Genomic DNA, 22105 nt, shown 5'->3' with positions numbered 1-22105 from the left:
GGATGAATGGCGGCGTGCTCGATCGTCTCCGCCGCCTCTTCCTCCCCGCCGACCCCGTGCAGCGGGCGCTGACCTTCTCCACCATGGCGGGCGCGCTCGCCACCGGCCTGTTCTACAGCGTCAGCGCTCTCTACTTCACCCGGGTGATCGGCCTGGGGGCGACCACCGTGGGGCTGGGCCTGACGATCGCCGGACTGGCGGGCGTGGTGGCCTCGTACGTCGGCGGTCACGCCGCCGACCGGGTCGGCGCCGACCGGCTGCAGGTCTGGGCCAACGCCGTGCACGGCCTGGCGATGCTCGCCTACGTGCTGGCCGACGACGCCACGAGCTTCACCCTGGTCGCCTGTGTCGTGGTCGCCGGCCGGGCGGTGCAGGGCACCGCGAAGTCGACGGTGCAGGTGCGCTGGTTCGCCGGTCCCGACCGGGTCGCGGTCCGGGCCAGGCTGCGGGTGATCACCAACCTCTTCATCGGTCTGGGCACCGTCCTGGCCGCGGGGGCGCTGCTGGTCGGCACCGCCGAGGCCTACCAGGCGACGATGGTCGCCGTGGGCCTGGTCGCCCTGCTCGCGACGGTGCCCCTGACCGGGCTGCGCTCCCGGGTCGCCGGCTTCGCGCCGGTGATGGACACCCACCTGGTGCCCGACCGGGTGCGCGGGCCGTCGCCGCTGCGCGACGGCACCTACGTCACCTCGGTGGCGCTCAACTCGGTGATCGCGATGCACTTCGGGCTGACCAGCGTCGGCGTGCCGCTGTGGATCGCCACCCGCACCGAGGCGCCGGACGTGATGATCTCGGTGCTGCTCGTGGTCAACACCGTGCTGGTCGCGCTCTTCCAGGTGCAGGCATCCCGCGGCACCCACGACATCGGCACCGCCGGCCGCGTGGTGCGCCGGGGCAGCCTGCTGCTGGCGGTCGCCTGCCTGCTCTACGGTGCCGCCGGCAGCGTCGGCGTGGTGTGGGCGGTGATCGCGCTGCTGGCTGCCGAGGTGGTCGGGTCCTTCGCGGAGGTCTGGTGCGAGGCGGGCGCCTGGGGACTGGCCTTCGAGCTGGCCGACCCCGCCAGTGCCGGGGCCTACCAGGGGCTCTCCTCCACCGGCTACTCCGTGGCGATGATGGCGGCACCGGCCGTGGTCACCGTCACCGCCGTGGATCACGGCCTTCCCGGGTGGATCCTGCTCGGGATGGTCTTCGCCGCGGCCGGGACCGGGGTCGCCGCGGTCGCACGACTGGCCGCGGTGCGCCGGACCCAGGCCGCGCTGGTGGGCTAGCCGTCACTGGGCCGAACCTGTTACTGGGCCGAGCGCACCCGGATCCCGGTGAGCGGCACGGTCACCGCGCCCGAGGGGTCGGTGAAGAAGTCGTTGCCCTTGTCGTCGACCACGATGAAGGCGGGGAAGTCCTCGACCTCGATCTTCCAGACCGCCTCCATGCCCAGCTCGGGATACTCCAGCACCTCCTGGGACTTGATGCAGTCCTGGGCGAGGCGGGCGGCGGGGCCGCCGATGGAGCCGAGGTAGAAGCCGCCGTGGGCGCCGCAGGCGTCGGTGACCTGCTTGGAGCGGTTCCCCTTGGCCAGCATCACCATCGAGCCGCCTGCGGCCTGGAACTGCTCGACGTAGGAGTCCATCCGGCCCGCGGTGGTCGGCCCGAACGAGCCTGACGCCATCCCTTCCGGCGTCTTGGCCGGCCCGGCGTAGTAGACCGGGTGGTTGCGCAGGTACTCCGGCATCGGCTCGCCGGCGTCGAGGCGCTCCTTGATCTTGGCGTGCGCGATGTCGCGCGCCACCACGAGCGGGCCGCTCAGCGAGAGGCGGGTCTTGACCGGGTGCTTGGCGAGCTCGGCCAGGATCGCCGGCATCGGCTGGTTGAGGTCGATCTTGACGACCTCGCCGCCGGCGATCTCCTCGGCCATCCCGGCGTCGGGCATGTACTGGGCCGGGTCCATCTCGAGCTGCTCGAGGAAGACGCCGTCCGGGGTGATCTTGCCCAGCGCCTGCCGGTCGGCGGAGCAGGAGACCGCGATGGCCACGGGGCAGGAGGCGCCGTGGCGGGGGAGGCGGACCACCCGCACGTCGTGGCAGAAGTACTTGCCGCCGAACTGGGCGCCGATGCCGAACTCCTGGGTGAGCTTGAAGACCTGCTCCTCCAGCTCGGTGTCGCGGAAGCCGTGCGCGGCCATGGAACCTTCGGTCGGCAGGTTGTCCAGGTAGTGCGCCGAGGCGTACTTGGCGGTCTTCATCGCGAACTCCGCGCTGGTGCCGCCGATCACGATCGCCAGGTGGTAGGGCGGGCAGGCCGCGGTGCCGAGCGAGCGGATCTTCTCGTCCAGGAACTCCAGCATCCGCTTCGGGTTGAGGACGGCCTTGGTCTCCTGGAACAGGAACGACTTGTTGGCCGAGCCGCCGCCCTTGGCCATGAAGAGGAACTTGTACTCCGGCCGCCCGCTGGTCTGCGGGGTGGAGTAGATCTCGATCTGCGCCGGCAGGTTGGTGCCGGTGTTCTTCTCGTCGTACGTCGTCAGGGGAGCGAGCTGGGAGTAGCGCAGGTTGAGCTTGGTGTAGGCGTCGTAGACGCCCCGGCTGATCGCCTCACCGTCGTCGATGCCGGTCAGCACACCCTCGGTCTTCTTGCCCATCACGATCGCGGTGCCGGTGTCCTGGCACATCGGCAGCACGCCGCCGGCCGAGATGTTGACGTTCTTGAGCAGGTCCAGGGCGACGAAGCGGTCGTTGCCGCTGGCCTCGGGGTCGTCGATGATCTTGCGCAGCTGGGCCAGGTGGGCCGGGCGCAGGTAGTGGCTGACGTCGTGCATCGCCTCGGCGGTGAGCCGCTGGATCGCCTCGGGGGAGACCTTGAGGAAGGTCTGCACCTCGCCGTCCTGGGTGGCCGCCTCGAAGGTGGAGACGCCCTCGGTGGTGAGCAGTCGGTACGGCGTCTCGTCGCGTCCGGTGGGCAGCAGGTCGGAGTAGCGGAACTCCGGGCCGGCCGCGGCGGCGGGGGCGGCAGGGGTGGCGGGCGAGGGGATGCTCGGAGTGCTCACGAACGGTGAGGTTACCTCCGGGCGCGCCCCTGCCCGGTCACCGGCTCAGACCTCGTCGCGCGGCCCGGAGCCGAGCACCTGCGCCACCACGTCCGCGAGGAACGCCGGCACGGGGTCGAGCAGGGCCGGGTCCGCCGCCTTCGGATCGAGGCCGTATCCGCGGGGGGCGGTCACCGTCGCCTCGATCACGAGCACGCCCGGCTGGGCCGGATCGTCCAGCGCGAGGGCCCAGCCCTGTGCGGGGAGGCCGGTGTTCTCGGCGGGGGCGTACTCCAGGGCGGGGTGCCCGGCCACCTCGGTCTCGTCGGCACCGAAGGAGTAGATGTCGTCGAGCGTGGACCAGGAGGCGGCGGCGGTCAGGTGGAGCGCGTGGTCGGGCTCGCCGAAGAAGCACGCCGGCCGCGCCGGGCCCTCCCGGTCGTTGCGGTGCAGCCGGCTGTCCCGCGAGAGCACGCCGGTGCCGGCCACCAGGTCCTCGCCGAAGTGCTCCCGCACCAGCGGGAGGAGGGCCGCGCAGGTCACCCGCGGGTCCGACCCGGCCGCGCGCACGAGGTCGGCCGGGTCCGGCGGCACCTCCGCGTCGCTCGCGGGCGCGCAGCCGCGCTCCTCGGCGGCGAGGACGTGCACGCACGCCCCGACCGCGGCCACGTCGGAGTCCTCGGCCGGGCCGGAGAGGGTCGCCGGGTCGGGGCCGTCGGCGGAGTAGAGAAGTGTCTCGCCGGTCAGGTCGGGGAGGTCGGGCGCACCCTCACCGAAGGCGGTGAGCATCGCGGTGGCCGCCTCGCGGGACGCCTCGCAGCTGGCGGTGGCGACCCGAAGCCGCAGCGTGTCGGCGCCGGTGGGGAGCGGGGCGGGCAGCGGCGCCACGGCGACGTCGAGGACACACTCGTCGGGTCCACGGGCCTCGACCGCAGCCCGGCCCTCGACCTCCACCTCCTTCTCGAGCACGACGGCCCCCGCGACCCCGGCCGGCACCTCCGGGTCCCCGGCGACCAGCTCGGTGCCGGCGACGTGGCTGAGGGCGACGCCCAGGATGCGGCCCGACAGGCCGCCGCCTCCCGGGCCCTGCACCGAGCACTCGCCCGACCGCTCGCCGGGAGCCTCGAAGATGGAGTGGACCAGGCGCTCGTCGTCCGTCAGGTCGCCGTGCGCGGCGAGCACCCACTCGCAGGCCGGGACGGAGGCGGGGGAGGCGGGGGCCGTCACCGTCTCCGGCTCCCACTGCAGGAGGTGTGCCACCCCGGTCGCCAGCTCGTCGAGGTCTGCGCAGGCGTCGCCGCGGGCGGAGACCCGCACCGCCAGCTGCTGGCTCACGGGCAGGTAGTAGCCGCAGGGGGAACCCGGGATGAAGGCGTAGGCCACCGCCCCCGCCAGGAAACCCCGGGCGCGGTGGCGGCGGGCGTCCTGGGGGAGTGGGACGCCGAGCAGCACGTCCACCGTCCTGGACGCACCGCCCAGCTCGCACCAGCTCGGGGAGTGGGCCCGCGCCGGGCGCGGTGCTCCCGCCGCGAGGGCGAGGGCGCACGGGTCGAGGGCGGCCAGACGGCGGTCGACCGCGGCCCGGTCGCGGTCGGGGTTGACCGCGGCCGCCGGGACGGCCTGCTCGGGCGTGGCCGCCGCGTCGTCGCCGGGAGCATCGTCGAGCAGGGAGCACCCGGCCGTCAGCGCGAGGACGAGCACGAGGAACGGCACGGACGTGGCGCGGCGCAGGGACATGCCGGACACCCTTCCCCGGGGGGGGCTCGGCGCAAACCGGGGCGACTCTTCCCCGCCTCGCCCACCAGGGACCGGCTCAGCCGAGCAGGTCGCCGACCGCCGCCGCGATGAAGGCCGGGGCCGGGTCGAGCAGGGACTCGTCCACCGGGGACTCGTGCCACAGCCCGTGTTCCCGGTCGGCGGTCACCCTCGCCTCGATCGCGAGCACACCCGGCTCCGCGGGATCGCCCAGGGCGACCATCCAGGCCCGGCCGGGAGCGCCGAGGACCTCCTGCGGTGGGTACTCGACGGCCGGGTGGCCGACCACGTCGGCCTCGTCGGCGACGAAGAAGTCGAGGTCCTCCAGTGCGGCCCACGAGGCGACGGCGGTCAGGTGGAGCGCGTGGTCGGGCTCGCCGAAGTGGCAGGCCGGGGGTCCGGGGTCGTCCCCGCCGTGGCCGCGCAGCGGGCTGGAGGGGGAGAGGAGGCCGGTGCCGGCCACCAGGTCGTCGCCGAAGTGCTCGCGCACCAGGGGGAGGAGCGCGGCGCAGGTGACCTGCGCGTCGGCCTGCGCGGCACGCAGGAGGTCGGCCGGGTCCTGCGGGACCTCCGCACCGGTCGCCGGCGCGCACTCGCGCCCGGCCGCGTCGATGACGTGCACGCACGACCCTACGGCGCGGATGTCGGAGTCCGGGAGCGGCTCGGTCGCCTCGGCCGGGTCGGGACCGTCGGCCGGGTAGAGCAACGGTCCGCCCGAGAAGTCCGGGGCCGTGTGCTCCATCCCCGTCACCGCCTTCACCATGGCGGTCGCGGCCTCGCGGACCTCCGGGCAGGTGACGGCCACGGCCCGCAGCCGCAGCGTGTCGTCGAACCCGGCGAACGGCGAGTCGAGGGGCCCGACGGCGACGTCGACGTAGCACTCGGTCGACCCCTTGCCCTGGACGGCGGCGCGGCCGGCGACCCGGATGTTGCGCTGCCGTGGGTCACTCGCGACGATCTGGCTGTGGTGGGCGTGGTCCAGGCCCACCCCCAGCAGGCGCCCGCTCATGCCGCCTCCGGCCGGGCCCTGCACCGAGCACGCGCCCAGCTCCTCGGAGTAGAGGCCGGGCACCAGGTGCTCGCCTTCGGCCAGGCTGCCGTGGCCGGCCAGCACCCACTCGCACGCCGGGACGAAGCTCGGGGAGGGGGTGGCCAGGACCGTCTCGGGCGCCTGGTCCAGGACCCTCGCCACACCGGCCACGACGCGCTCCGTCTCGGCGCAGTCCTGGCGGCCCACCGGGGAGACGGAGATCGACATGGTCTGGCTGACCGGCAGGTACCACCCGCAGTTCGGCTGATCGGGGCTGAAGGCGTAGGCGACGGCGCCGCCGAGGGGCCGGTAGGCCCGGTGGTGGCGCAGGTCCTGGGAGAAGGGGATGCCGATATCCACGCGGACGCTATGCATCGACTGTGCGAGGCTGAGCTCGCACGACCCCGAGGAGTACGTCCGCACGGGCCGTCGGGCTCCCGCCGCCAGACCGAGCGCACAGGGGTCCAGGGCCGCCAGGAGGCGGTCCACGGCCCGCTGGTCCCGGTCGGGGTTCACCACCGCCTCCCTGCTCACCGGCTCCGGCGCCCGCCCCTGGTCGTCTCCGGAGCCGACGTCGAGCAGGGAGCAGCCGGCCAGCACGAGGAGGACGGGGAGACAGGCGAGACCGCGCAGTGACATGCCGTGCACCCTTCCCCTTCCCCAGGGGCGCAAACTGGAGGTGACTGTTCGACTGCCCGTCGCCGCCCGGACACCCGGGGTCACCGCGGAGGGCACAAAGAGCGTGGAGACTCCGCACGCTATGTTGCACCTAGGTTTCACCGTCACAGCCCTGGAGGTCTGAGTGAAGTTCCGCCGTTCCCTCGTCTCGATCGCGGCCCTCGCGACGATGGCGTCCCTCGCCGCGTGCGCTGCGCCCGAGTCCGACTCCGACAACGCCGACAGCGACGCCGCCCAGGCCACCTCCGTCGAGGACTTCGGCGACTTCGACGGTCTCGTCGAGGCCGCGCAGGAGGAGGGCGAGCTCAACGTCATCGCGCTGCCCCCGGACTGGGCCAACTACGGCGAGATGATCTCCACCTTCGAGGAGAAGTACGACATCAAGGTCAACTCCGCGCAGCCCGATGCGGCCAGCCAGGACGAGATCAACGCGGCCAACGACCTCAAGGGGAGCAAGCGCGCCCCCGACGTCTTCGACCTCGGGCAGTCGGTCGCGCTCGCCAACGTCGACATGTACGCGCCCTACCAGGTGCAGACCTGGGACGACATTCCCGAGCAGTTCAAGGCCGCGGACGGCGAGTGGGTCAACGACTACGGCGGCTTCATGTCCATCGGCTACGACGCCTCCGCGGTGCCCGAGGTGACCAGCCTCGACGACCTGCTCAAGCCGGCGTTCAAGGGCAAGGTCGCCCTCAACGGCGACCCGACCCAGGCCGGGGCGGCGTTCTCCGGCGTGGTGATGGCCTCCATCGCCAACGGCGGCTCGGTCGACGACATCAAGCCCGGCGTCGACTGGTTCGCCCAGCTCAAGAAGGCCGGCAACTTCATCCCCGTCGACCCCACCCCCGCGACCATCGAGTCCGGTCAGACCCCCGTGGTCATCGACTGGGACTACAACAACGCCGCGATCAACGAGCAGATCGACACCTGGGAGGTCGTGGTGCCCGACGGGGCCGCGATCGCCGGCTACTACTTCCAGGCGATCAACGCCGACGCCCCGCACCCGGCCGCCGCTCGCCTGTGGCAGGAGTTCCTCTACAGCGACGAGGGCCAGAACCTGTGGCTCAAGGGCGGTGCGCGCCCGATCCGCGCCGAGGCCATGGTGGAGGCCGGCACGATCGACGAGGAGCTCTGGGCCAACCTGCCCGAGGTCTCCGGTGACCCGATCGTGGTGAGCGACGAGGAGTCCGAGAAGCTCGCCGCCTACCTGGCCGACAACTGGGCCAAGGCCATCGGCTGACGGTGAAGACCACACTCCCCACCTCGACGGGTCGGCGCTTCGGCGTCGGCCCGTCGGTGGGGTTGCTGCCGTTCCTGGTCTTCGTCACGCTCTTCCTGGTCATCCCGACGATCACCGTCGTCGTCGGTGCCTTCCAGGACACCGACGGCGGGTTCTCGCTGGACAAGATCGAGGCGCTGGGCGGCGAGACCGCGCTGCGTGCCCTGTGGCAGAGCGTGCTCCTCTCCGCCAGCTCGGCCGCCGTCGGGGCGGTGCTGGGAGCCCTGCTGACCTACCTGGTGGTGAGCGCGCCGCCGACCAGCGTCGCCCGCCGGGTCATCACGTCGATCTGCGCCGTGCTGGCCCAGTTCGGTGGCGTCACCCTGGCCTTCGCCTGGATGGCCACCCTCGGCTTCGGCGGCCTGCTGACCGACCTGCTTGCCGACGCCTTCGGGGTGGACGCGACCGGCTCGGGCTGGCTCTACGACCTGCCCGGGCTGATCCTGGTCTACACCTACTTCCAGATCCCGCTGATGGTCATCGTCTTCCTGCCGGCGATGGAGGGCCTGCGGCCCCAGTGGCGCGAGGCCGCGGTCAACCTCGGCGCCAGCACCCGGCAGTACTGGACCCAGGTCGGGTTCCCGCTGCTGCTCCCGGCCTTCCTGGGCTCGGCGCTGCTCCTCTTCGCCAACGCCTTCGCGGCCTACGCGACGGCTGCCGCCCTGGTCAGCCAGGGCGCCCCGATCACCCCGCTGCTGATCCGCTCCGCCCTGACCAGCGAGGTGGTGCTCGGGCAGGCCAACTTCGCCTTCGCGCTGGCGCTGCAGATGATCCTGGTGGTCGTGGTCGTGATGGTGGGCTACTCGCTGCTGCTGCGCCGGACGTCGAGGTGGTTGCAGTGAGTGCCGTCCGCAGCGCCCGGCGCTCCGGCTCGCTGGCCGGCCGCGTGGTCCGGGGCCTGCTGATGCTGGCCTTCGCGACGTTCTTCCTGCTGCCGCTGGTGGCGCTGCTCGACTTCAGCACCCAGGTGCGCGGCGGGGGTCGCACCGGCGAGGCGTGGCAGGGCCTGCTCGACGACCCGACCATGTCGCAGGCCATCCTCACCAGCCTCACTCTTGCCGGACTGACCGTCGTCGGGATGGTGGTGCTGCTGGTGCCGACGATGGTCTGGGTGCGGCTGCGGCTGCCGAAGGCCTCCCGCCTGGTGGAGTTCCTCTGCCTGCTGCCGCTGACGATCCCGGCCCTGGTGATCGTGGTGGGGAGCAGCAACGTCTACACCTGGCTGCGGTACTTCTTCGGCGACACCTCCCTGGTGCTGACCTTCTCCTACGTGGTGCTGGTCCTGCCCTACGCGTACCGCTCCATCGACGCCTCGCTGGCCTCCCTCGACGTCCGCACCCTCTCCGAGGCCGCCCGCTCGCTGGGCGCCGGCTGGTGGACGGTGATCCTCCGGGTGGTGCTCCCCAACATCTGGCCCGGCGTGCTGGGTGCGGCGTTCATCTCGGTGGCGCTGGTGCTGGGGGAGTACACCTTCGCCTCGCTGCTCAACTTCGAGACCCTCCCGGTGGCCATCGTGCTGCTGGGCAAGAGCGACGCCCAGACCTCGATGGCGGCTGCGCTGGCCTCCATCCTCTTCGCGGCGGTCCTGCTGCTGCTCCTCTCCTTGTTCGACCGCGGTCGACGCACCATGTCCGGAGGCAAGTGATGTCCCAGGTGGCCCAGAGCACGAGCGACCAGGGGGGCCTGGCCGTCGAGATGACGGGGCTGCACCGCCACTACGGGGAGGTGCGGGCCCTCGACGGGCTCGACCTGCGGATCGAGCCCGGTGAGATGGTCGTGCTGCTCGGCCCCTCGGGATGCGGCAAGACCACCGCACTGCGGATCCTGGCGGGCCTGGAGAGCCAGGACTCCGGCACGGTCACCGTGGGCGGTCAGGACGTGAGCCAGGTGCCGGCCAACAAGCGCGACATGGGGATGGTCTTCCAGGCCTACAGCCTCTTCCCCCACCTCACCGTGGCCCAGAACGTCGCGTTCGGCCTCAAGATGCGCGGGCGCCCCGGCAAGCAGCGCAAGGCCCGGGCCGACGAGATGCTCGAGCTGGTCGGCCTGGCCCAGCACCGCGACCGCTACGCCCACCAGCTCTCCGGCGGTCAGCAGCAGCGGGTGGCGCTGGCCCGGGCACTGGCGGTGGAGCCCTCGGTGCTCCTGCTCGACGAGCCCCTCTCGGCGCTGGACGCGAAGGTCCGCGTCCAGCTGCGCGACGAGATCCGCAAGGTGCAGCTCGAGGTCGGCACCACCACCCTCTTCGTCACCCACGACCAGGAGGAGGCGCTCGCCGTCGCCGACCGGGTCGGGGTGATGAACGCCGGGCGGCTGGAGCAGCTCGCCCCGCCGGCCGAGCTCTACTCCGCTCCCGCGACCGCCTTCGTCGGCGAGTTCGTCGGTCTCTCCAACCGGGTCCCGGCGACCGTCGAGTCCGGCCACGCGACCGTGCTGGGCATGCGGGTGCCGGTCCTCGAGGGATCGGCCACCGGCGAGGGACTGGCGCTGGTCCGCCCGGAGTCTCTGGAGCTCACCCCGGACGCCGAGGGCACCGCCACCGTGGTCTCGGTGGGATTCCTGGGCCCCGTCACGCGCGTCCACGTCGCCCTGCCCGACGGCCCCGAGCTGGTCGCGCAGCTCGCCAGCGCGCAGGCCACCGGCCTGCGCCCCGGTGACCGGGTCACCCTGGCCGTGGCGCCGGCGCCGGTGCTGGTCGTCGGGGCCTGACGCAATAGAGCGGCACCCTCCGGCGTTGGAGGAGGTGTGCGTCCCCTCGACTCCGTGGTGATCGGTGCCGGCCAGGCAGGCCTGGCGGCCTCCTTCCACCTCTCCCGGCTCGGAATCGAGCACGTGGTGCTCGACGCCGCGACCGCCCCCGGCGGTGCCTGGCAGCACCGCTGGGACTCCCTCACGATGGACGACGTGCATGGGGTGGCGAACCTGCCGGACGCCGTCGCGCCGACCCGCTCGGAGTCGCCCGCCAACCAGGTGGTCCCGGCCTACTTCGCCGACTACGAGCGCCGTCACGGGCTCCCGGTGGTGCGACCCCTGCGGGTGGACCGGGTGGAGAGCGAGGGCGACCTGCTCGTCGTGCGGGGCCGCGGCCCAGCGGGCGAGCAGACGTGGCGGACCCGGACCCTGGTCAACGCCACCGGCACCTGGACCCGTCCGTTCGTGCCCTCCTACCCGGGCATCGCCTCCTTCGCCGGGGAGCAGCTGCACACCGCCCGCTACCCGGGCCCCGACCACTTCCGTGGCACCCGCGTCCTGGTGGTCGGGGGAGGCGCCTCGGCGGTCCAGCACCTCGGCGAGCTCGCCCTCGTCACCGACACCCTGTGGGTCACCCGGCGCCCCCCGCTCTGGCGCGACGACGACCGCTTCGACGCCGAGGCCGGCCTGGCCGCGGTCACCGCGGTGGAGGCGCGGGTCCGCGAGGGCCTGCCGCCGACCAGCGTCGTCGGCGTCACCGGACTCATGCTGCGCCCCCAGGAGCAGCGCGCAGCAGAGCTAGGTGCCTACCGGTGGCGGCCGATGTTCAGCTCGATCGAGCCCGCGGGGGTGCGATGGGCCGAGCCGCCGTCCGGGCTGCCGTCCTTCGAGGAGGTGGGGGCGATCCTGTGGGCCACCGGCTTCCGCGCCGCCGTGGACCACCTGGCGCCGCTCGGGCTGCGCTCGCCGCGGGGCGGGATCGCGCTGGAGCACGTGCCGGGCAACGTGCAGGGGGCGACCACGGCGGTGGCCGATCCGCGGGTGCAGCTGGTCGGCTACGGCCCCTCCGCGAGCACCGTCGGGGCCGGCCGGGCCGGGCGCACCGCCGCAGTCGCCGTGCGGCGACGGCTCGCCGAGGCGGCCGCCTAGCTCACCCTGCGGTGGAGACCCTGGACAGGTCCCGGGGCCTTCGTTATCGTCGCTGACGTCCACCACGGGAGCCTGCGGCAGCGGGCTGAGAGGGAGCTGAGCCGCTCCGACCGTCGAACCTGATCCGGGTCATGCCGGCGAAGGAAGCGTCAGGAGCGTCGCGTTGCTACCTCGTCTGTTCTGCCTTGTGTCCCCCCGGGACGACCTCTCCCTGCTGCCCGACCTCGCTGCGGTGGGCGTCGACGGCTTCCAGGTCCGCGACAAGACGGGCACCGACCGTGAGGTGCTCGCCCTCACCCAGGTGGTGGTGGGTGCGGTGCGCCCCGCGGGCGCCCAGGTGGTCGTCGACGACCGCCTCGACGTGGCCCTCGCGGCCGGCGCCGACGGGGTCCACCTCGGTGCCGACGACCTGCCCGTCGCCGCCGTCCACCGCGTCGCCCCCGGCCTGGTCGTGGGCGCGACCTGCCGGAGTCGTGTCGACGTGCTCCGGGCCGCGGAGGCCGGGGCGTCCTACGCCGGCTTCGGGCCGGTCTGGGCGAGCCCGAGCAAGACCGGGCTGCCCGACCCGCTCGGTGCGTTCGCCCTCACCTGGGCGGCCGGGGTGCTGCCGCTGGTCGCGATCGGCGGGGTGGACGCCGAGCGCGCCGCGCTGGCGCGCTCGGCCGGGGCCCACGGGGTGGCGGTGATCGCCGGGATCTGGAACGCGCGAGACCCGGTGTCGGCGGCGAAGGAGCTGGTGGCGGCGGTCGCGTGAGCCTCCGGTTGCGCGTCCTCGGCGCCGGGATCGTGGGCCTGGCCTGCGCCGAGGAGCTGCGACGGCGCGGTCACCGGGTCACCGTGCTGGACCCGTCGCCCGGCAGCGGGGCGTCGTATGCCGCCGCCGGGATGCTCTGCCCGGCGGGGGAGACCTGGCACGGGGAGAGCGACCTGCTGGACGCCGGCCGGGCCTCGGCCCGTCTCTGGCCGGCGCTGGCGGACCGGCTGGGGCTGCGGCTGCAGACCGCGGGCACGCTGCTGGTGGGCCACGACGCGGGCGACCTCCAAGAGCTCGCCCGGCAGGCCGAGCTGCTCGAGCGCCTGGGGGAGCGGGTCGAGCCGCTGGACAGGGGGGAGCTGAGGCGGGCGGAGCCCGGCCTGGCCCGGGTCGCCGGCGGCTTCCGACTGCCCGGCGACCTCGCGGTCGACCCGCGCGCGGTCGTCGCGGCCCTCCGGGACCGGCTGGGCGACGTGGTGGAGCCGGGGTCCTGGGACCTCGACCGGGAGCCCGCGCCCGGACCGGGTCACGACGCCGTCGTGGTGGCGACCGGGTCGCGGCTGCCCGCGCCGTTCGCCGGTCTGGTCCGCGGGGTGCGCGGGGAGGTGCTGCGGGTGCGCTGGGACGACGACCTGCCGCGCCACGTGGTGCGCGGCGTGGTGCGGGGCCGGCCGGTCTACCTGGTGCCCCGCCCGGACGGCGAGGTGATCGTGGGCGCGACGGTGGAGGAGCACGGGAGCGACCCCCGGGTGACCGCGGGCGGGGTGCACCGGCTGCTCGACGCGGCGCGGACGCTGCTCCCGGCCCTCGACCGGGCGACCTGGTCGGAGGCCGTGGCCCGGGACCGGCCCGGCACCCGGGACAACCGGCCGCTGGTCGGCCCCACCCACCTGCCGGGGGTGGTGCTGGCGGCGGGCCACCACCGCCACGGGGTGCTGCTCGCTCCGCTGACCGCCCGCCTGGTCGCCGACCACCTGGAGTCGGGGACCGTCCACCAGCCCTGGGACCCGCGCCGGCACGGGTCGGCGCCGTCCTGGGCGACATCGAGGAGGAGCCCATGAGGATCGTGCTCAACGGACGACCGGTCGAGGTGCCCGACGGGGACCTGGCCGCCCTGCTGCGCCACCAGGACACCCCGCAGACCGGGTGCGCCGTCGCGGTCAACGGCCAGGTGGTGCCCCGCGCGGACCACGCCGGGCACGCGCTGCGCCCGGGCGACGTGGTCGAGGTCGTGCAGGCGGTGCAGGGCGGATGAGCGGCGTCGACGCCCCGCTGGTGGTCGCGGGCGAAGCGCTGGCCTCGCGGCTCCTGCTCGGCACCGGAGGGCTGCCCCGGCTCTCCCTGCTGCCCGACGTGCTGCGGGAGGCCGACCCCGGCCTGGTCACCGTCAGCATGCGGCGGATGCCGGGCACCGGGGAGGGGAGCCTGCTCGCGACCCTGCGCGCCCACGGCGTCAGGCTGCTCCCCAACACCGCCGGCTGCACCAGCGCCCGGGAGGCGGTGCTCACCGCCGAGCTGGCCCGCGAGGCCCTGGAGACCGACTGGGTCAAGCTCGAGGTGATCGGTGACGAGGAGTCGCTGCTGCCGGACGCCGTGGAGCTGCTCGACGCCGCCGAGGCGCTGGTGGCGAGGGGTTTCACGGTGCTGCCCTACGCCCCACCCGACCCGGTGCTCGCCCGCCGGCTGGCCGACGCCGGGTGTGCGGCGGTGATGCCGCTGGGCTCGCCCATCGGGTCGGGTCGCGGCGTCCTCGACCCGTGGTCCCTGGAGGCCGTGGTGAGCGCGGTCGCGGTCCCGGTCGTGCTGGACGCCGGGATCGGCACCGCCTCCGACGCGGCGCTCGCGATGGAGCTGGGCTGCGCCGCGGTGCTCGCGGCCTCGGCGGTGACCCGGGCGGAGGACCCGCCCGCGATGGCGCGGGCGCTGCGGCTCGCGGTCGTGGCGGGGTGGACGGCACGGGCTGCCGGCAGGATCCCGCGCCGGGCGGCGGCCCGCGCCTCCAGCCCGGTGGCGGGGCGGGTCGGATGACCCGCCACCTCGAGCTGCTCCCGCCCCGGGTGGTGCTGCTCACCGATCGCTCCCAGCTGCCGCTGGGGCGGGGCCTGCTGGCCGCCGTGACAGCCTGCCACGCCGCCGGTCTGCGCGCCGTGGTGGTCCGCGAGCACGACCTGCCGGCTGGGGAGAGGCAGGCCCTGGTGGCGGCGCTCGCCGCGCTGCCCGGGCTGGCGGTCCTCTCCTCCCGGCTGCCCGACCCCTCCGCCCACGGGATCCACCTGGCTGCCACCCAGCCGGTCCCCGCCGGGGCCTCGTGCTGGGGACGCTCCTGCCACTCCCGCGACGACGTGGCCCTCGCCGCGCAGGAGGGAGCCTCCTGGGTGACGCTCTCGCCGTACGCCGCCACCGGCAGCAAGCCCGGGTACGGACCGGCGCTGCCGGTCTCTGCCTTCGCCGGTCATCCGGTGCCGGTGCTCGCCCTGGGCGGGGTGGGACCCGGGGACGGTGCCCGCGCCCGGGCCGCCGGCGCCCACGGGGTCGCCCTGATGGGCGCGGTGATGCGGGCCGCCGACCCGGCCACGGTGGTCGGCCTGCTGCTGGCGGAGGTGGCGCCGTGACGCCGCCGGTGGTGCTCGTGATCGCCGGCACCGACTCCGGTGGGGCCGCGGGGATCGCGGCCGACCTGTCCGCCGTCGGCCACCTGGGCGCCCACGGGGCGTGCGTGGTCACCGCCGTGACCGCGCAGGACACCCTGGGCGTGCACGCCGTCCACCCCGTCCCGCTGGAGGTGGTGGCCGCGCAGCTCGACGCCGTCCTCGGCGACCTGCCGGTCGCCGCGGTCAAGACGGGGATGCTGGGCAGTGCCGAGGTGGTCCGGCTGGTCGCGGAGCGGGTCGGGCGCGCCGGGATCCCCGTGGTGGTGGACCCGGTGCTGGTGGCCACCAGCGGGGCGGTGCTGGGGGACGCGGAGGTGGTCGCCGCCTACCGCGACCACCTGCTGGGGTTGGCGACCGTGGCCACCCCCAACACCGACGAGGCCGCCGCCCTGGCCGGGTGCCAGGGCACGCAGGGGGAGCTGGCCGGGCTGCTCGCCGCGCGCGGCCACCCCGTCCTGGTCACCGGCGGGGAGAGCGGGTGCGACCTGCTGGCCCTGCCCGGCCGGGAGCAGGTGGAGATCGCCCACGCGCGCGTGGAGACCCGCAACGACCACGGCACCGGCTGCACCCACAGCAGCGCGCTGGCCGCCCACCTCGCCCACGGGATGCCCCTGGCCGAGGCGGCGGCCCGCGCCGCGGCGTACACCGCCGGACGACTGGTCGCCGGCCGCGCCTGGCGGCTCGGCCGCGGCCGGGGGCCGGTGGCCCACACCGCGCCCGGCGCCTCGTTCCGCGACGACCGGTGAGCTCGTCTGCGCTGCCACCACGACGGCGGGCTGTCCCTGGTTCTGGAGGAGCCGGTCGGCTCCGCCGCTGCCGCTCGCTAGGCTGACGCCCATGGACCAGCCCGACCCCTCACGCCTGCGCATCTCCGACCAGGACCGGCACCGGGTGGCGGAGGCACTGCGTGAGGCCGCGGCCGAGGGGCGGCTCGACCTCGACGAGCTGGACGAGCGGCTGGAGGCCGCCTACGGGGCCAAGGTCTACGCCGACCTGGTACCGCTGACCGCGGACCTCCCGGGCGCGACCCCGACCAGCCTGCAGCCCCTGGGCCAGACGCTGCCCGTGCCGCGGCCGGCTGCCGGCCTCCCGGCCACGGTCAGCCACCACAGCTCGGTGGCGGTCCTCTCCGGGGTCGACCGGAAGGGCGTGTGGCAGATCGGGTCGACCCACACCGCCTTCTCCATGATGGGTGCCGTGGTGCTCGACCTGCGCGAGGCCCGCTTCACCGCCACCGAGACGCTCATCAACGCCAACACGATCATGGGGTCGGTGGACATCTACGTGAACGCCGGCACCCACGTGGTGGTGGAGGGCTTCGGCGTGATGGGGGCCTTCGACCAGGCCCGCGACAAGGTGCCGGCCGACCTGCGGCCCGACTCCCCGATCGTCCGGGTCAAGGGCGTCGCCCTGATGGGCGCGGTGACGGTGACGCGCAAGCGGATGCCGGGGGAGCCCGGCAAGGTCAAGAAGATGCTGGGCCACTGACTCGCAGGGGGCCACGACGGGCGGGCGCGAGGGGGCACGGGAGAGGGCCTCACGATCCGCCTACCCGGCGGCAGCTCGTGAGGCCCTCCGTGTGACCACGGGCTGTGCGTAACCGCCCGCGGCGTCTGTGTGGTACCCCCTCGGGGTCAGACTCATACCTTCCCGCTGTCGCCTCCGGCTTCGCTCGCCGCGTGGATCTCGTCGCCCTCGTCGGCCAGCTCCTCGGCGTGCGCGGCGGCCTCCGGGTTGTCGCGCTCGGGGATGCGCCCGGCGTGCGCCTCGTCGACGGTGAGGTTCTCGCCGGTCGAGGGGTCGAAGAGGTGCATCTTGGAGGTGTCGACCCAGATCTCCGCCTCGTCGCCCTCGGCGATCCGGCTGGCGCCGTCGAGCGAGATCACCAGCTGGGTGCGCAGCGACTCCCCGTCCAGGTCCTGCTCCAGCTGGGCCAGCTGCTTCTGCACCTCCGGCGGGGCCTCGAAGGGGATGTAGGCGTAGGCCTCGTTGCCCAGCCACTCCACCACGTCGACCTTGGTCCGGAACGTCGAGCCCGACGCCTTCTTGGAGGGGTCGACGACGGAGGCGTCCTCGAAGTGCTCGGGCCGGATGCCGGCGATCAGCAGCCCTCGGCCCCGGGCCTTCTCGGCCTTCTCGGGCGGGATCTCCACGGAGCCGAAGGGCAGCTTCACCGTGGTGCCCTCGACCTCCGCCGGGAGCATGTTCATCGGCGGGGAGCCGATGAAGCCGGCGACGAAGAGGTTGCCGGGGTTCTCGTAGAGCTCGCGCGGGGAGGCGAGCTGCTGCAGGATCCCACGCTTCAGCACCGCCACCCGGTCGCCCAGCGTCATCGCCTCGGTCTGGTCGTGGGTGACGTAGACGGTGGTGATCCCGAGCCGCTTCTGCAGCCGCGAGATCTCGGTGCGCATCTGGCCACGGAGCTTGGCGTCGAGGTTGGAGAGCGGCTCGTCGAAGAGGAAGGCATCGGCGTCGCGGACGATCGCCCGGCCCATCGCCACCCGCTGCCGCTGACCGCCCGAGAGGTTGCCGGGCTTGCGGTCCAGGTGCTCGTCGAGCTCGAGGGTCTTCGACGCGTCACGCACCTTGCGGTCGACCTCGTCGTCCTTGGCGCCGGCCAGCCGGAGGGGGAAGGCGATGTTCTCGTAGACCGTCAGGTGCGGGTAGAGGGCGTAGTTCTGGAAGACCATCGCCAGGTTGCGGTCGCGGGGGGCCAGGTCGTTGACCCGCCGGTCCCCGATGAGCATGTCTCCCTCAGTGATGTCCTCCAGGCCCACGATCATCCGGAGCAGGGTCGACTTGCCGCACCCCGAGGGCCCCACGAGGATCATGAACTCCCCGTCCTGCACGTCGATGCTGACGTCGTTGACGGCCGGGAAGCCGTCGCCGTAGCGCTTGACGATGTTCTTCATGGTGATGGCGGCCATGTGATCAACCCTTCACTGCGCCGGAGGTGAGTCCGGCGACGATCTTGCGCTGGAACAGCAGGACGATGACGATGATCGGGATCGTGGAGACCACGGCTCCCGCGGCCAGCAGCGACGCCGGCCGGTTGAACGGGTCGTTGCCGACGAAGAACGAGAGGGCGGCCGGGATCGGTCGCGCCGCCTCGGTGGAGGTCAGCGAGATGCCGAAGACGAAGTCGTTCCAGGCGAAGAAGAAGGTCAGGATCGCCGCGGTGAAGACCCCGGGTGCGGCGAGCGGGACGATCACCTTGCGGAACGCCTGCCACGAGGTCGCCCCGTCGACCTGGGCCGCCTGCTCCATCTCCCAGGGGATCTCCCGGAAGAAGGCCGACAGCGTCCAGATCGCCAGCGGCAGCGTGAAGGACATGTAGGGGATGATCAGGCCGAGCCAGGTGTCGTAGATGCCGAAGGTGCGCCACATGTCGAAGAGCGGGCCCACCAGGGCGACCACCGGGAACATGGCGATGACCAGGGCGGTGGTGAGCACGAACTTCTTGCCCTTGAACTCCAGCCGGGCGATGGCGTAGGCGGCCAGGGTGGCGATGATCACCGAGAGCAGCGTGGCGATCAGCGAGATCCCGATGGAGTTGAAGATGGCCCGCCGGAACTGGTCGTCGGCGATCACGTCGGCATAGTTCTGCCAGCCCGCCCCGCCCCCCTCACGGGGGAGGAAGCCAGGGCTGCCGGTGGTGATGGCCTCCTGGGACTTGAAGGAGAGCGAGATGATCCAGGCCACCGGCAGCAGGCACCAGACCAGGATGAGGAGGGCGCCGACCACCACGCCGATGCGGTTCTTGGTGTTCATGTCATCCCTCCTGCCGGGCTGCGGCCAGGTCGACGCGGAAGATCTTGACGATCAGGCCGGCGATCACCAGCACCGAGAGGAAGAGCAGCACCGAGAGCGCGGAGCCTATCCCCAGCTGGAACTGCTCGATCACCTGCCGGTAGGTCAGGAAGGAGACCGACTCCGTGCCCTGCGCCCCGGCCGTCATCACGAAGATGTTGTCGAAGATGCGGTAGGCGTCCAGGGCCCGGAAGAGCACCGCGACCATGATCGCGGAGCGCATGTTGGGCAGGATCACCTTCCACAGCCGCTGCCACCAGGTGGCGCCGTCGACCTTGGCGGCCTCCAGCATGTCCTCGGAGACCTGGGCCAGCCCGGCCAGCAGGAGCAGCGACATGAACGGTGTGGTCTTCCAGATCTCCGAGACCATGATCGCCGCGATCGCGGAGCCGTACTGGCCGAACCAGTTGAAGCTGTCAGCCACCCAGGGCAGCCACTCGTTGATGAAGCCGTTGCTGTTGCTGAAGGCGAACTGCCAGGCGAAGCCGGAGACCACCGTGATGATGCCGTAGGGGATCAGGATCGAGGTCCGGATGACGCCGCGGGCGAAGATCACCCGGTGCATGACCATCGCGAAGATGAAGCCGATCACCAGCTCCACCGCGACGGTGACGACCATGATGAAGACCGTGTTGAGGGTGGTCTTCCAGAACAGCGAGTCGGTCAGCGCGGTGACGTAGTTCTGGAGTCCCACGAACGAGCGGTCGTCGGGGGCCGTGAGGGTGTAGTCGAAGACGCTGAGGTAGATCGCCCGCATCATGGGGAAGGCGGTCACCAGCAGCATCAGGGCGATCGCCGGCAGGACCAGCTTCTGCCCGAGCCGCTGCTCGGCCCGGGTCCGGTCGCTCATCTTGCCGGTCTTGGCGCGGTCGGCCTTCGAGTCGGGGGCCACGACGGTGCTGGTCACAGGAGCCTCTTTCCAGCCAGGATGTCGGAGAGGAACTCCGCGGACCTCTGGGGCGTGCTCTCCGGGTCGACGCTCTCGGGAGAGTGCCACACGGACTGGATCGCGCTCGAGATCTGGCTGTAGAGCGCGCTCTTGGGTCGCGGCCCGCCGGCGTCGATGCTCTCCTTGAAGAGCGCGAGGAGGTCGGCCGGGTAGGCCTCGGTGAGCTCGGGCTGGTCGTAGACCGAGCCGCGCGAGGGCATCAGGCCCTCGTTGACCGCGAGCTGGGTCTGGGCCTCCGGCGTGGTGACGCAGACAGCGGCCTCCTTGGCCCAGTCCACGTTCTCGGAGTAGGCGCCGACGCCGATGTTGATGCCGCCGAGCGGGGGCCTGGACTCCTCGCCCTCGACGGTGGCGGGGTAGCGGTTCCAGCCCAGGTCGTCGAAGTCGTCGACGGTGCCCTCGTAGTTCTTGTAGACGAAGGTCCAGTTGACCATGAACTCGCCCGGTCCCTCCTCGGGGAACATCTGGCCCAGGCTGGTCCCCTCGTTGGAGACGGTCAGGTCGGCCTGCGCGGCGTTCGAGCCGGCCAGCTTGGCGATGATCCTCGCGGCCTCGCGTCCGGCGTCGTCGTCCAGCGTCACCTGCGCGTCGCGACCGGCCTCGGTCTCGGTGACGATGTCGCCCCCGGCGCCCAGGATCATCGCGTTGATCCACACCACGTAGCCCTCGTAGCGGTTGGCCTGGACACCCACGGAGCCGCCGTTCTCCGCGGCGGCGTCGATGATCTGGTCCCAGGTCCAGTCCTCGTCGGGGTTGAGCCCGGCGGCCTCGGCCAGGGACTTGCGGTACCAGGTGACCTGGGTGTTGGCCCACTGCGGCGCCGCCACCACCTCGTCCTCCCACATGACGGTGTCGGCGGGTCCCTCGAGCACGTCGTCGTCGACCACCTGGTCGGCCTGCTCGCCGTCGAAGGGGGCGAGCCACCCGGCGTTCGCGAACTCGGGGATGAAGACCGGGTCGAGGCTCATCAGGTCGGTCGAGGAGTCCTCGGCCGCCAGGCGCCGGGCCAGCTGGGTGCGCTGGTCGGTGGCGCTGGAGGGCAGGAGCTGGATCGAGATGTCGTAGTCGTCGGTGCTGCAGTCCTCGGCGATCTGGTTGAGGGACTCCTGCCCGTCCGGGTTGATGTACCAGTTGAGCGTCGCCTTGCCGGAGTCGTCTCCGGAGCACGCCGCGAGCATGCTGGAGCACAGCGCCAGGGCCGCCACAGCGACCCCTGCCCGCCGACGCCTCGAGCTGCTTCTCATGGGCGATCCCATGGTTCCCTCCCTCTGTGTCCTAGATCACATGTAGTGCACCGGGCAGGGGATGGCAAGCCCCGCGCCGTGGAGGCGGTGTACCCGCAAGTGACTGAAGTGATGCCGGACTCACGTGGTGCGCCCCGGGTCGTGGGCGCCGGCGGCCCGGTCGGCGGTGCGTCGAATGACCTCCACGAAGCTTGGGTGGAGTGCGTCGGGCAGGTCGTGGCCCATCCCGTCGACGAGGACCAGCTCGGCGCCCGGCACGGCCGCGGCCGTCGCGCGGCCGCCCGAGACGTGCACCATGCGGTCGGAGAGCCCGTGGATGACGCTGGTCGGCATCCGCAGTCCTCGCAGCCGCCGCGTCCGGTCGGGCTGGGTGAGGACGACGAGCATGTGCCGCAGCACTCCGCGCGCCTCGAAGCCGCGGTCGTAGGTCTCCCGGGCGCGCGCGGCCAGGACCTCGTGCTCCACCGGATGGGCGGGGGAGCCGATCACCTTCCACAGCGCGGCGCTGGCCCGCACGTAGGCCTCGCGGCCGGGGTCGCGAGGGGCGATCAGGGCGGGGAGGAGCTGGGGGTGCTGCCAGCCGACCGTGCGCCGTCCGGTGGTCGACATGATGCTGGTCAGCGACCGCACGCGCCGCGGCTCGGCGATCGCCATCGTCTGGGCGATCATCCCGCCCAGGGAGGCCCCGGCCACGTGGGCCGACTCCAGCCCGAGGTGGTCCATCAGGCCGAAGGCGTCAGCCGCCATGTCGGCCAGGGAGTACGGCGCCCGCACGCGGCGGCCGAGCAGGGCGCGCACCAGCATGCTCCGGCTGACTCGGGCCGTGAGGTGGGTGGAGCGCCCGGTGTCCCGGTTGTCGTAGCGGATCACGAAGAACCCGGCACGGGCCAGTCGCTCGCAGAGGCCGGTGTGCCACCAGGTCATGGGGCCGCCGAGCCCCATCACGAGCAGCAGCGGGTCGCCCTGGTGGTCGCCGAACGTCTGGTAGCAGAGCTCGATGCCCGGGCTGACGGGGGCCAGCAGCTCCTCGGAGACCGGGACTGGCGCAGGCCGGTCCGGGGTACGAGAGGGCATGAAGATCAGTCAACACGAGCTC

The 22105-nt window shown here is 73.0% G+C and carries 20 protein-coding genes, 1 pseudogene and 1 riboswitch; of the genes and pseudogenes, 13 read left to right on the top strand and 8 right to left on the bottom strand.

From position 1 onward, the window contains the following. The first annotated feature begins 14 nt into the window (after positions 1 to 14). Positions 15 to 1268, top strand: a complete 1254-nt coding sequence (locus tag AC3X7R_RS00750; RefSeq protein WP_489963629.1) for an MFS transporter — start codon at positions 15 to 17, stop codon at positions 1266 to 1268. A gap of 20 nt (positions 1269 to 1288) precedes the next feature. Here AC3X7R_RS00750 and AC3X7R_RS00745 read toward each other — a convergent pair whose 3' ends face one another. The 3 genes from AC3X7R_RS00745 to AC3X7R_RS00735 all read right to left on the bottom strand — a co-directional run bounded on the left by AC3X7R_RS00745 (position 1289) and on the right by AC3X7R_RS00735 (position 6443). Continuing rightward, the gene (locus tag AC3X7R_RS00745; RefSeq protein WP_489964299.1) at positions 1289 to 3025 is read right to left on the bottom strand and encodes a fumarate hydratase; all 1737 of its coding nucleotides are present in this window, start codon (positions 3023 to 3025) and stop codon (positions 1289 to 1291) included. A gap of 60 nt (positions 3026 to 3085) precedes the next feature. Then, positions 3086 to 4756 (bottom strand): hypothetical protein, encoded by a 1671-nt coding sequence (locus AC3X7R_RS00740; RefSeq protein WP_489963628.1) that lies wholly within the window; start codon positions 4754 to 4756, stop codon positions 3086 to 3088. A 76-nt stretch (positions 4757 to 4832) separates the two neighbouring features. After that, positions 4833 to 6443: a hypothetical protein gene (locus tag AC3X7R_RS00735; protein ID WP_489963627.1), complete on the bottom strand. Its 1611-nt coding sequence runs from the start codon at positions 6441 to 6443 to the stop codon at positions 4833 to 4835. Positions 6444 to 6606: 163 nt separating this feature from the next. Between AC3X7R_RS00735 and AC3X7R_RS00730 the strand changes: the two genes are divergently transcribed. The 12 genes and pseudogenes from AC3X7R_RS00730 to AC3X7R_RS00675 all read left to right on the top strand — a co-directional run bounded on the left by AC3X7R_RS00730 (position 6607) and on the right by AC3X7R_RS00675 (position 16494). Further along, positions 6607 to 7722: an ABC transporter substrate-binding protein gene (locus AC3X7R_RS00730; protein WP_489963626.1), complete on the top strand. Its 1116-nt coding sequence runs from the start codon at positions 6607 to 6609 to the stop codon at positions 7720 to 7722. Positions 7723 to 7724: 2 nt separating this feature from the next. Further along, positions 7725 to 8603: an ABC transporter permease gene (locus tag AC3X7R_RS00725; protein WP_489963625.1), complete on the top strand. Its 879-nt coding sequence runs from the start codon at positions 7725 to 7727 to the stop codon at positions 8601 to 8603. Beyond that, positions 8600 to 9406: an ABC transporter permease gene (locus AC3X7R_RS00720; protein WP_489963624.1), complete on the top strand. Its 807-nt coding sequence runs from the start codon at positions 8600 to 8602 to the stop codon at positions 9404 to 9406. Before AC3X7R_RS00725 ends, AC3X7R_RS00720 begins: the two co-directional genes overlap by 4 nt. Positions 9407 to 9414: 8 nt before the next feature. Next, positions 9415 to 10470 carry an ABC transporter ATP-binding protein gene (locus AC3X7R_RS00715; protein ID WP_489963623.1) on the top strand — a complete coding sequence of 352 codons (1056 nt, stop codon included), beginning with the start codon at positions 9415 to 9417 and terminating at the stop codon, positions 10468 to 10470. A gap of 36 nt (positions 10471 to 10506) precedes the next feature. Beyond that, entirely contained in the window at positions 10507 to 11601 is a 1095-nt protein-coding gene (locus tag AC3X7R_RS00710; protein WP_489963622.1) for an NAD(P)-binding domain-containing protein, read from the top strand. A 54-nt stretch (positions 11602 to 11655) separates the two neighbouring features. Continuing rightward, a riboswitch (TPP riboswitch) is annotated at positions 11656 to 11765 on the top strand. Between the two features lie 23 nt (positions 11766 to 11788). After that, complete coding sequence (locus AC3X7R_RS00705; protein WP_489963621.1) at positions 11789 to 12355, top strand: thiamine phosphate synthase; 567 nt, start codon at positions 11789 to 11791, stop codon at positions 12353 to 12355. 14 nt (positions 12356 to 12369) lie between these two features. Then, positions 12370 to 13281: pseudogene (locus AC3X7R_RS00700) on the top strand (FAD-dependent oxidoreductase); the annotation flags it as partial. Between the two features lie 131 nt (positions 13282 to 13412). Beyond that, positions 13413 to 13610 carry a sulfur carrier protein ThiS gene (gene thiS, locus AC3X7R_RS00695; RefSeq protein ID WP_489963620.1) on the top strand — a complete coding sequence of 66 codons (198 nt, stop codon included), beginning with the start codon at positions 13413 to 13415 and terminating at the stop codon, positions 13608 to 13610. Continuing rightward, positions 13607 to 14383: a thiazole synthase gene (locus tag AC3X7R_RS00690; protein ID WP_489963619.1), complete on the top strand. Its 777-nt coding sequence runs from the start codon at positions 13607 to 13609 to the stop codon at positions 14381 to 14383. The genes thiS and AC3X7R_RS00690 overlap by 4 nt, the downstream gene beginning before the upstream one ends. Continuing rightward, positions 14380 to 14967 (top strand): thiamine phosphate synthase, encoded by a 588-nt coding sequence (locus AC3X7R_RS00685; protein ID WP_489963618.1) that lies wholly within the window; start codon positions 14380 to 14382, stop codon positions 14965 to 14967. Before AC3X7R_RS00690 ends, AC3X7R_RS00685 begins: the two co-directional genes overlap by 4 nt. Next, positions 14964 to 15752: a bifunctional hydroxymethylpyrimidine kinase/phosphomethylpyrimidine kinase gene (thiD, locus tag AC3X7R_RS00680; RefSeq protein WP_489963617.1), complete on the top strand. Its 789-nt coding sequence runs from the start codon at positions 14964 to 14966 to the stop codon at positions 15750 to 15752. Before AC3X7R_RS00685 ends, thiD begins: the two co-directional genes overlap by 4 nt. A gap of 91 nt (positions 15753 to 15843) precedes the next feature. Then, positions 15844 to 16494, top strand: coding sequence for a DUF1707 SHOCT-like domain-containing protein (locus AC3X7R_RS00675; RefSeq protein WP_489963616.1), 651 nt, complete (start codon positions 15844 to 15846; stop codon positions 16492 to 16494). A 152-nt stretch (positions 16495 to 16646) separates the two neighbouring features. Here the strand turns inward: AC3X7R_RS00675 and AC3X7R_RS00670 are convergent, their stop codons facing one another. From AC3X7R_RS00670 to AC3X7R_RS00650, 5 genes are all read right to left on the bottom strand, one after another. Next, positions 16647 to 17933 (bottom strand): ABC transporter ATP-binding protein, encoded by a 1287-nt coding sequence (locus AC3X7R_RS00670; RefSeq protein ID WP_489963615.1) that lies wholly within the window; start codon positions 17931 to 17933, stop codon positions 16647 to 16649. A 4-nt stretch (positions 17934 to 17937) separates the two neighbouring features. Beyond that, a complete protein-coding gene (locus AC3X7R_RS00665; RefSeq protein WP_489963614.1) occupies positions 17938 to 18777 on the bottom strand; it encodes a carbohydrate ABC transporter permease in 840 nt (279 codons plus the stop codon). A gap of 1 nt (position 18778) precedes the next feature. Then, positions 18779 to 19723: a carbohydrate ABC transporter permease gene (locus AC3X7R_RS00660; protein ID WP_489963613.1), complete on the bottom strand. Its 945-nt coding sequence runs from the start codon at positions 19721 to 19723 to the stop codon at positions 18779 to 18781. Further along, positions 19720 to 21009, bottom strand: coding sequence for an extracellular solute-binding protein (locus AC3X7R_RS00655; RefSeq protein ID WP_489963612.1), 1290 nt, complete (start codon positions 21007 to 21009; stop codon positions 19720 to 19722). The genes AC3X7R_RS00660 and AC3X7R_RS00655 overlap by 4 nt, the downstream gene beginning before the upstream one ends. A 120-nt stretch (positions 21010 to 21129) precedes the next feature. Then, entirely contained in the window at positions 21130 to 22083 is a 954-nt protein-coding gene (locus AC3X7R_RS00650; protein ID WP_489963611.1) for an alpha/beta fold hydrolase, read from the bottom strand. Positions 22084 to 22105: the final 22 nt, after the last annotated feature.

It is taken from the genome of Nocardioides sp. Z22_16, assembly GCF_058134365.1.
This window is presented reverse-complemented; position numbering and strand designations above follow the sequence as displayed.

What these genes read in the sequence shown, in the direction of transcription:
- AC3X7R_RS00650 (WP_489963611.1), bottom strand. Translation starts at nt 22,083, where the DNA reads ATGCCCTCTCGTACCCCGGACCGGCCTGCGCCAGTCCCGGTCTCCGAG.
- AC3X7R_RS00675 (WP_489963616.1), top strand. Translation starts at nt 15,844, where the DNA reads ATGGACCAGCCCGACCCCTCACGCCTGCGCATCTCCGACCAGGACCGG.
- AC3X7R_RS00685 (WP_489963618.1), top strand. Translation starts at nt 14,380, where the DNA reads ATGACCCGCCACCTCGAGCTGCTCCCGCCCCGGGTGGTGCTGCTCACC.
- AC3X7R_RS00735 (WP_489963627.1), bottom strand. Translation starts at nt 6,443, where the DNA reads ATGTCACTGCGCGGTCTCGCCTGTCTCCCCGTCCTCCTCGTGCTGGCC.
- AC3X7R_RS00655 (WP_489963612.1), bottom strand. Translation starts at nt 21,009, where the DNA reads ATGAGAAGCAGCTCGAGGCGTCGGCGGGCAGGGGTCGCTGTGGCGGCC.
- AC3X7R_RS00690 (WP_489963619.1), top strand. Translation starts at nt 13,607, where the DNA reads ATGAGCGGCGTCGACGCCCCGCTGGTGGTCGCGGGCGAAGCGCTGGCC.
- thiS (WP_489963620.1), top strand. Translation starts at nt 13,413, where the DNA reads ATGAGGATCGTGCTCAACGGACGACCGGTCGAGGTGCCCGACGGGGAC.
- AC3X7R_RS00665 (WP_489963614.1), bottom strand. Translation starts at nt 18,777, where the DNA reads ATGAACACCAAGAACCGCATCGGCGTGGTGGTCGGCGCCCTCCTCATC.
- AC3X7R_RS00670 (WP_489963615.1), bottom strand. Translation starts at nt 17,933, where the DNA reads ATGGCCGCCATCACCATGAAGAACATCGTCAAGCGCTACGGCGACGGC.
- AC3X7R_RS00740 (WP_489963628.1), bottom strand. Translation starts at nt 4,756, where the DNA reads ATGTCCCTGCGCCGCGCCACGTCCGTGCCGTTCCTCGTGCTCGTCCTC.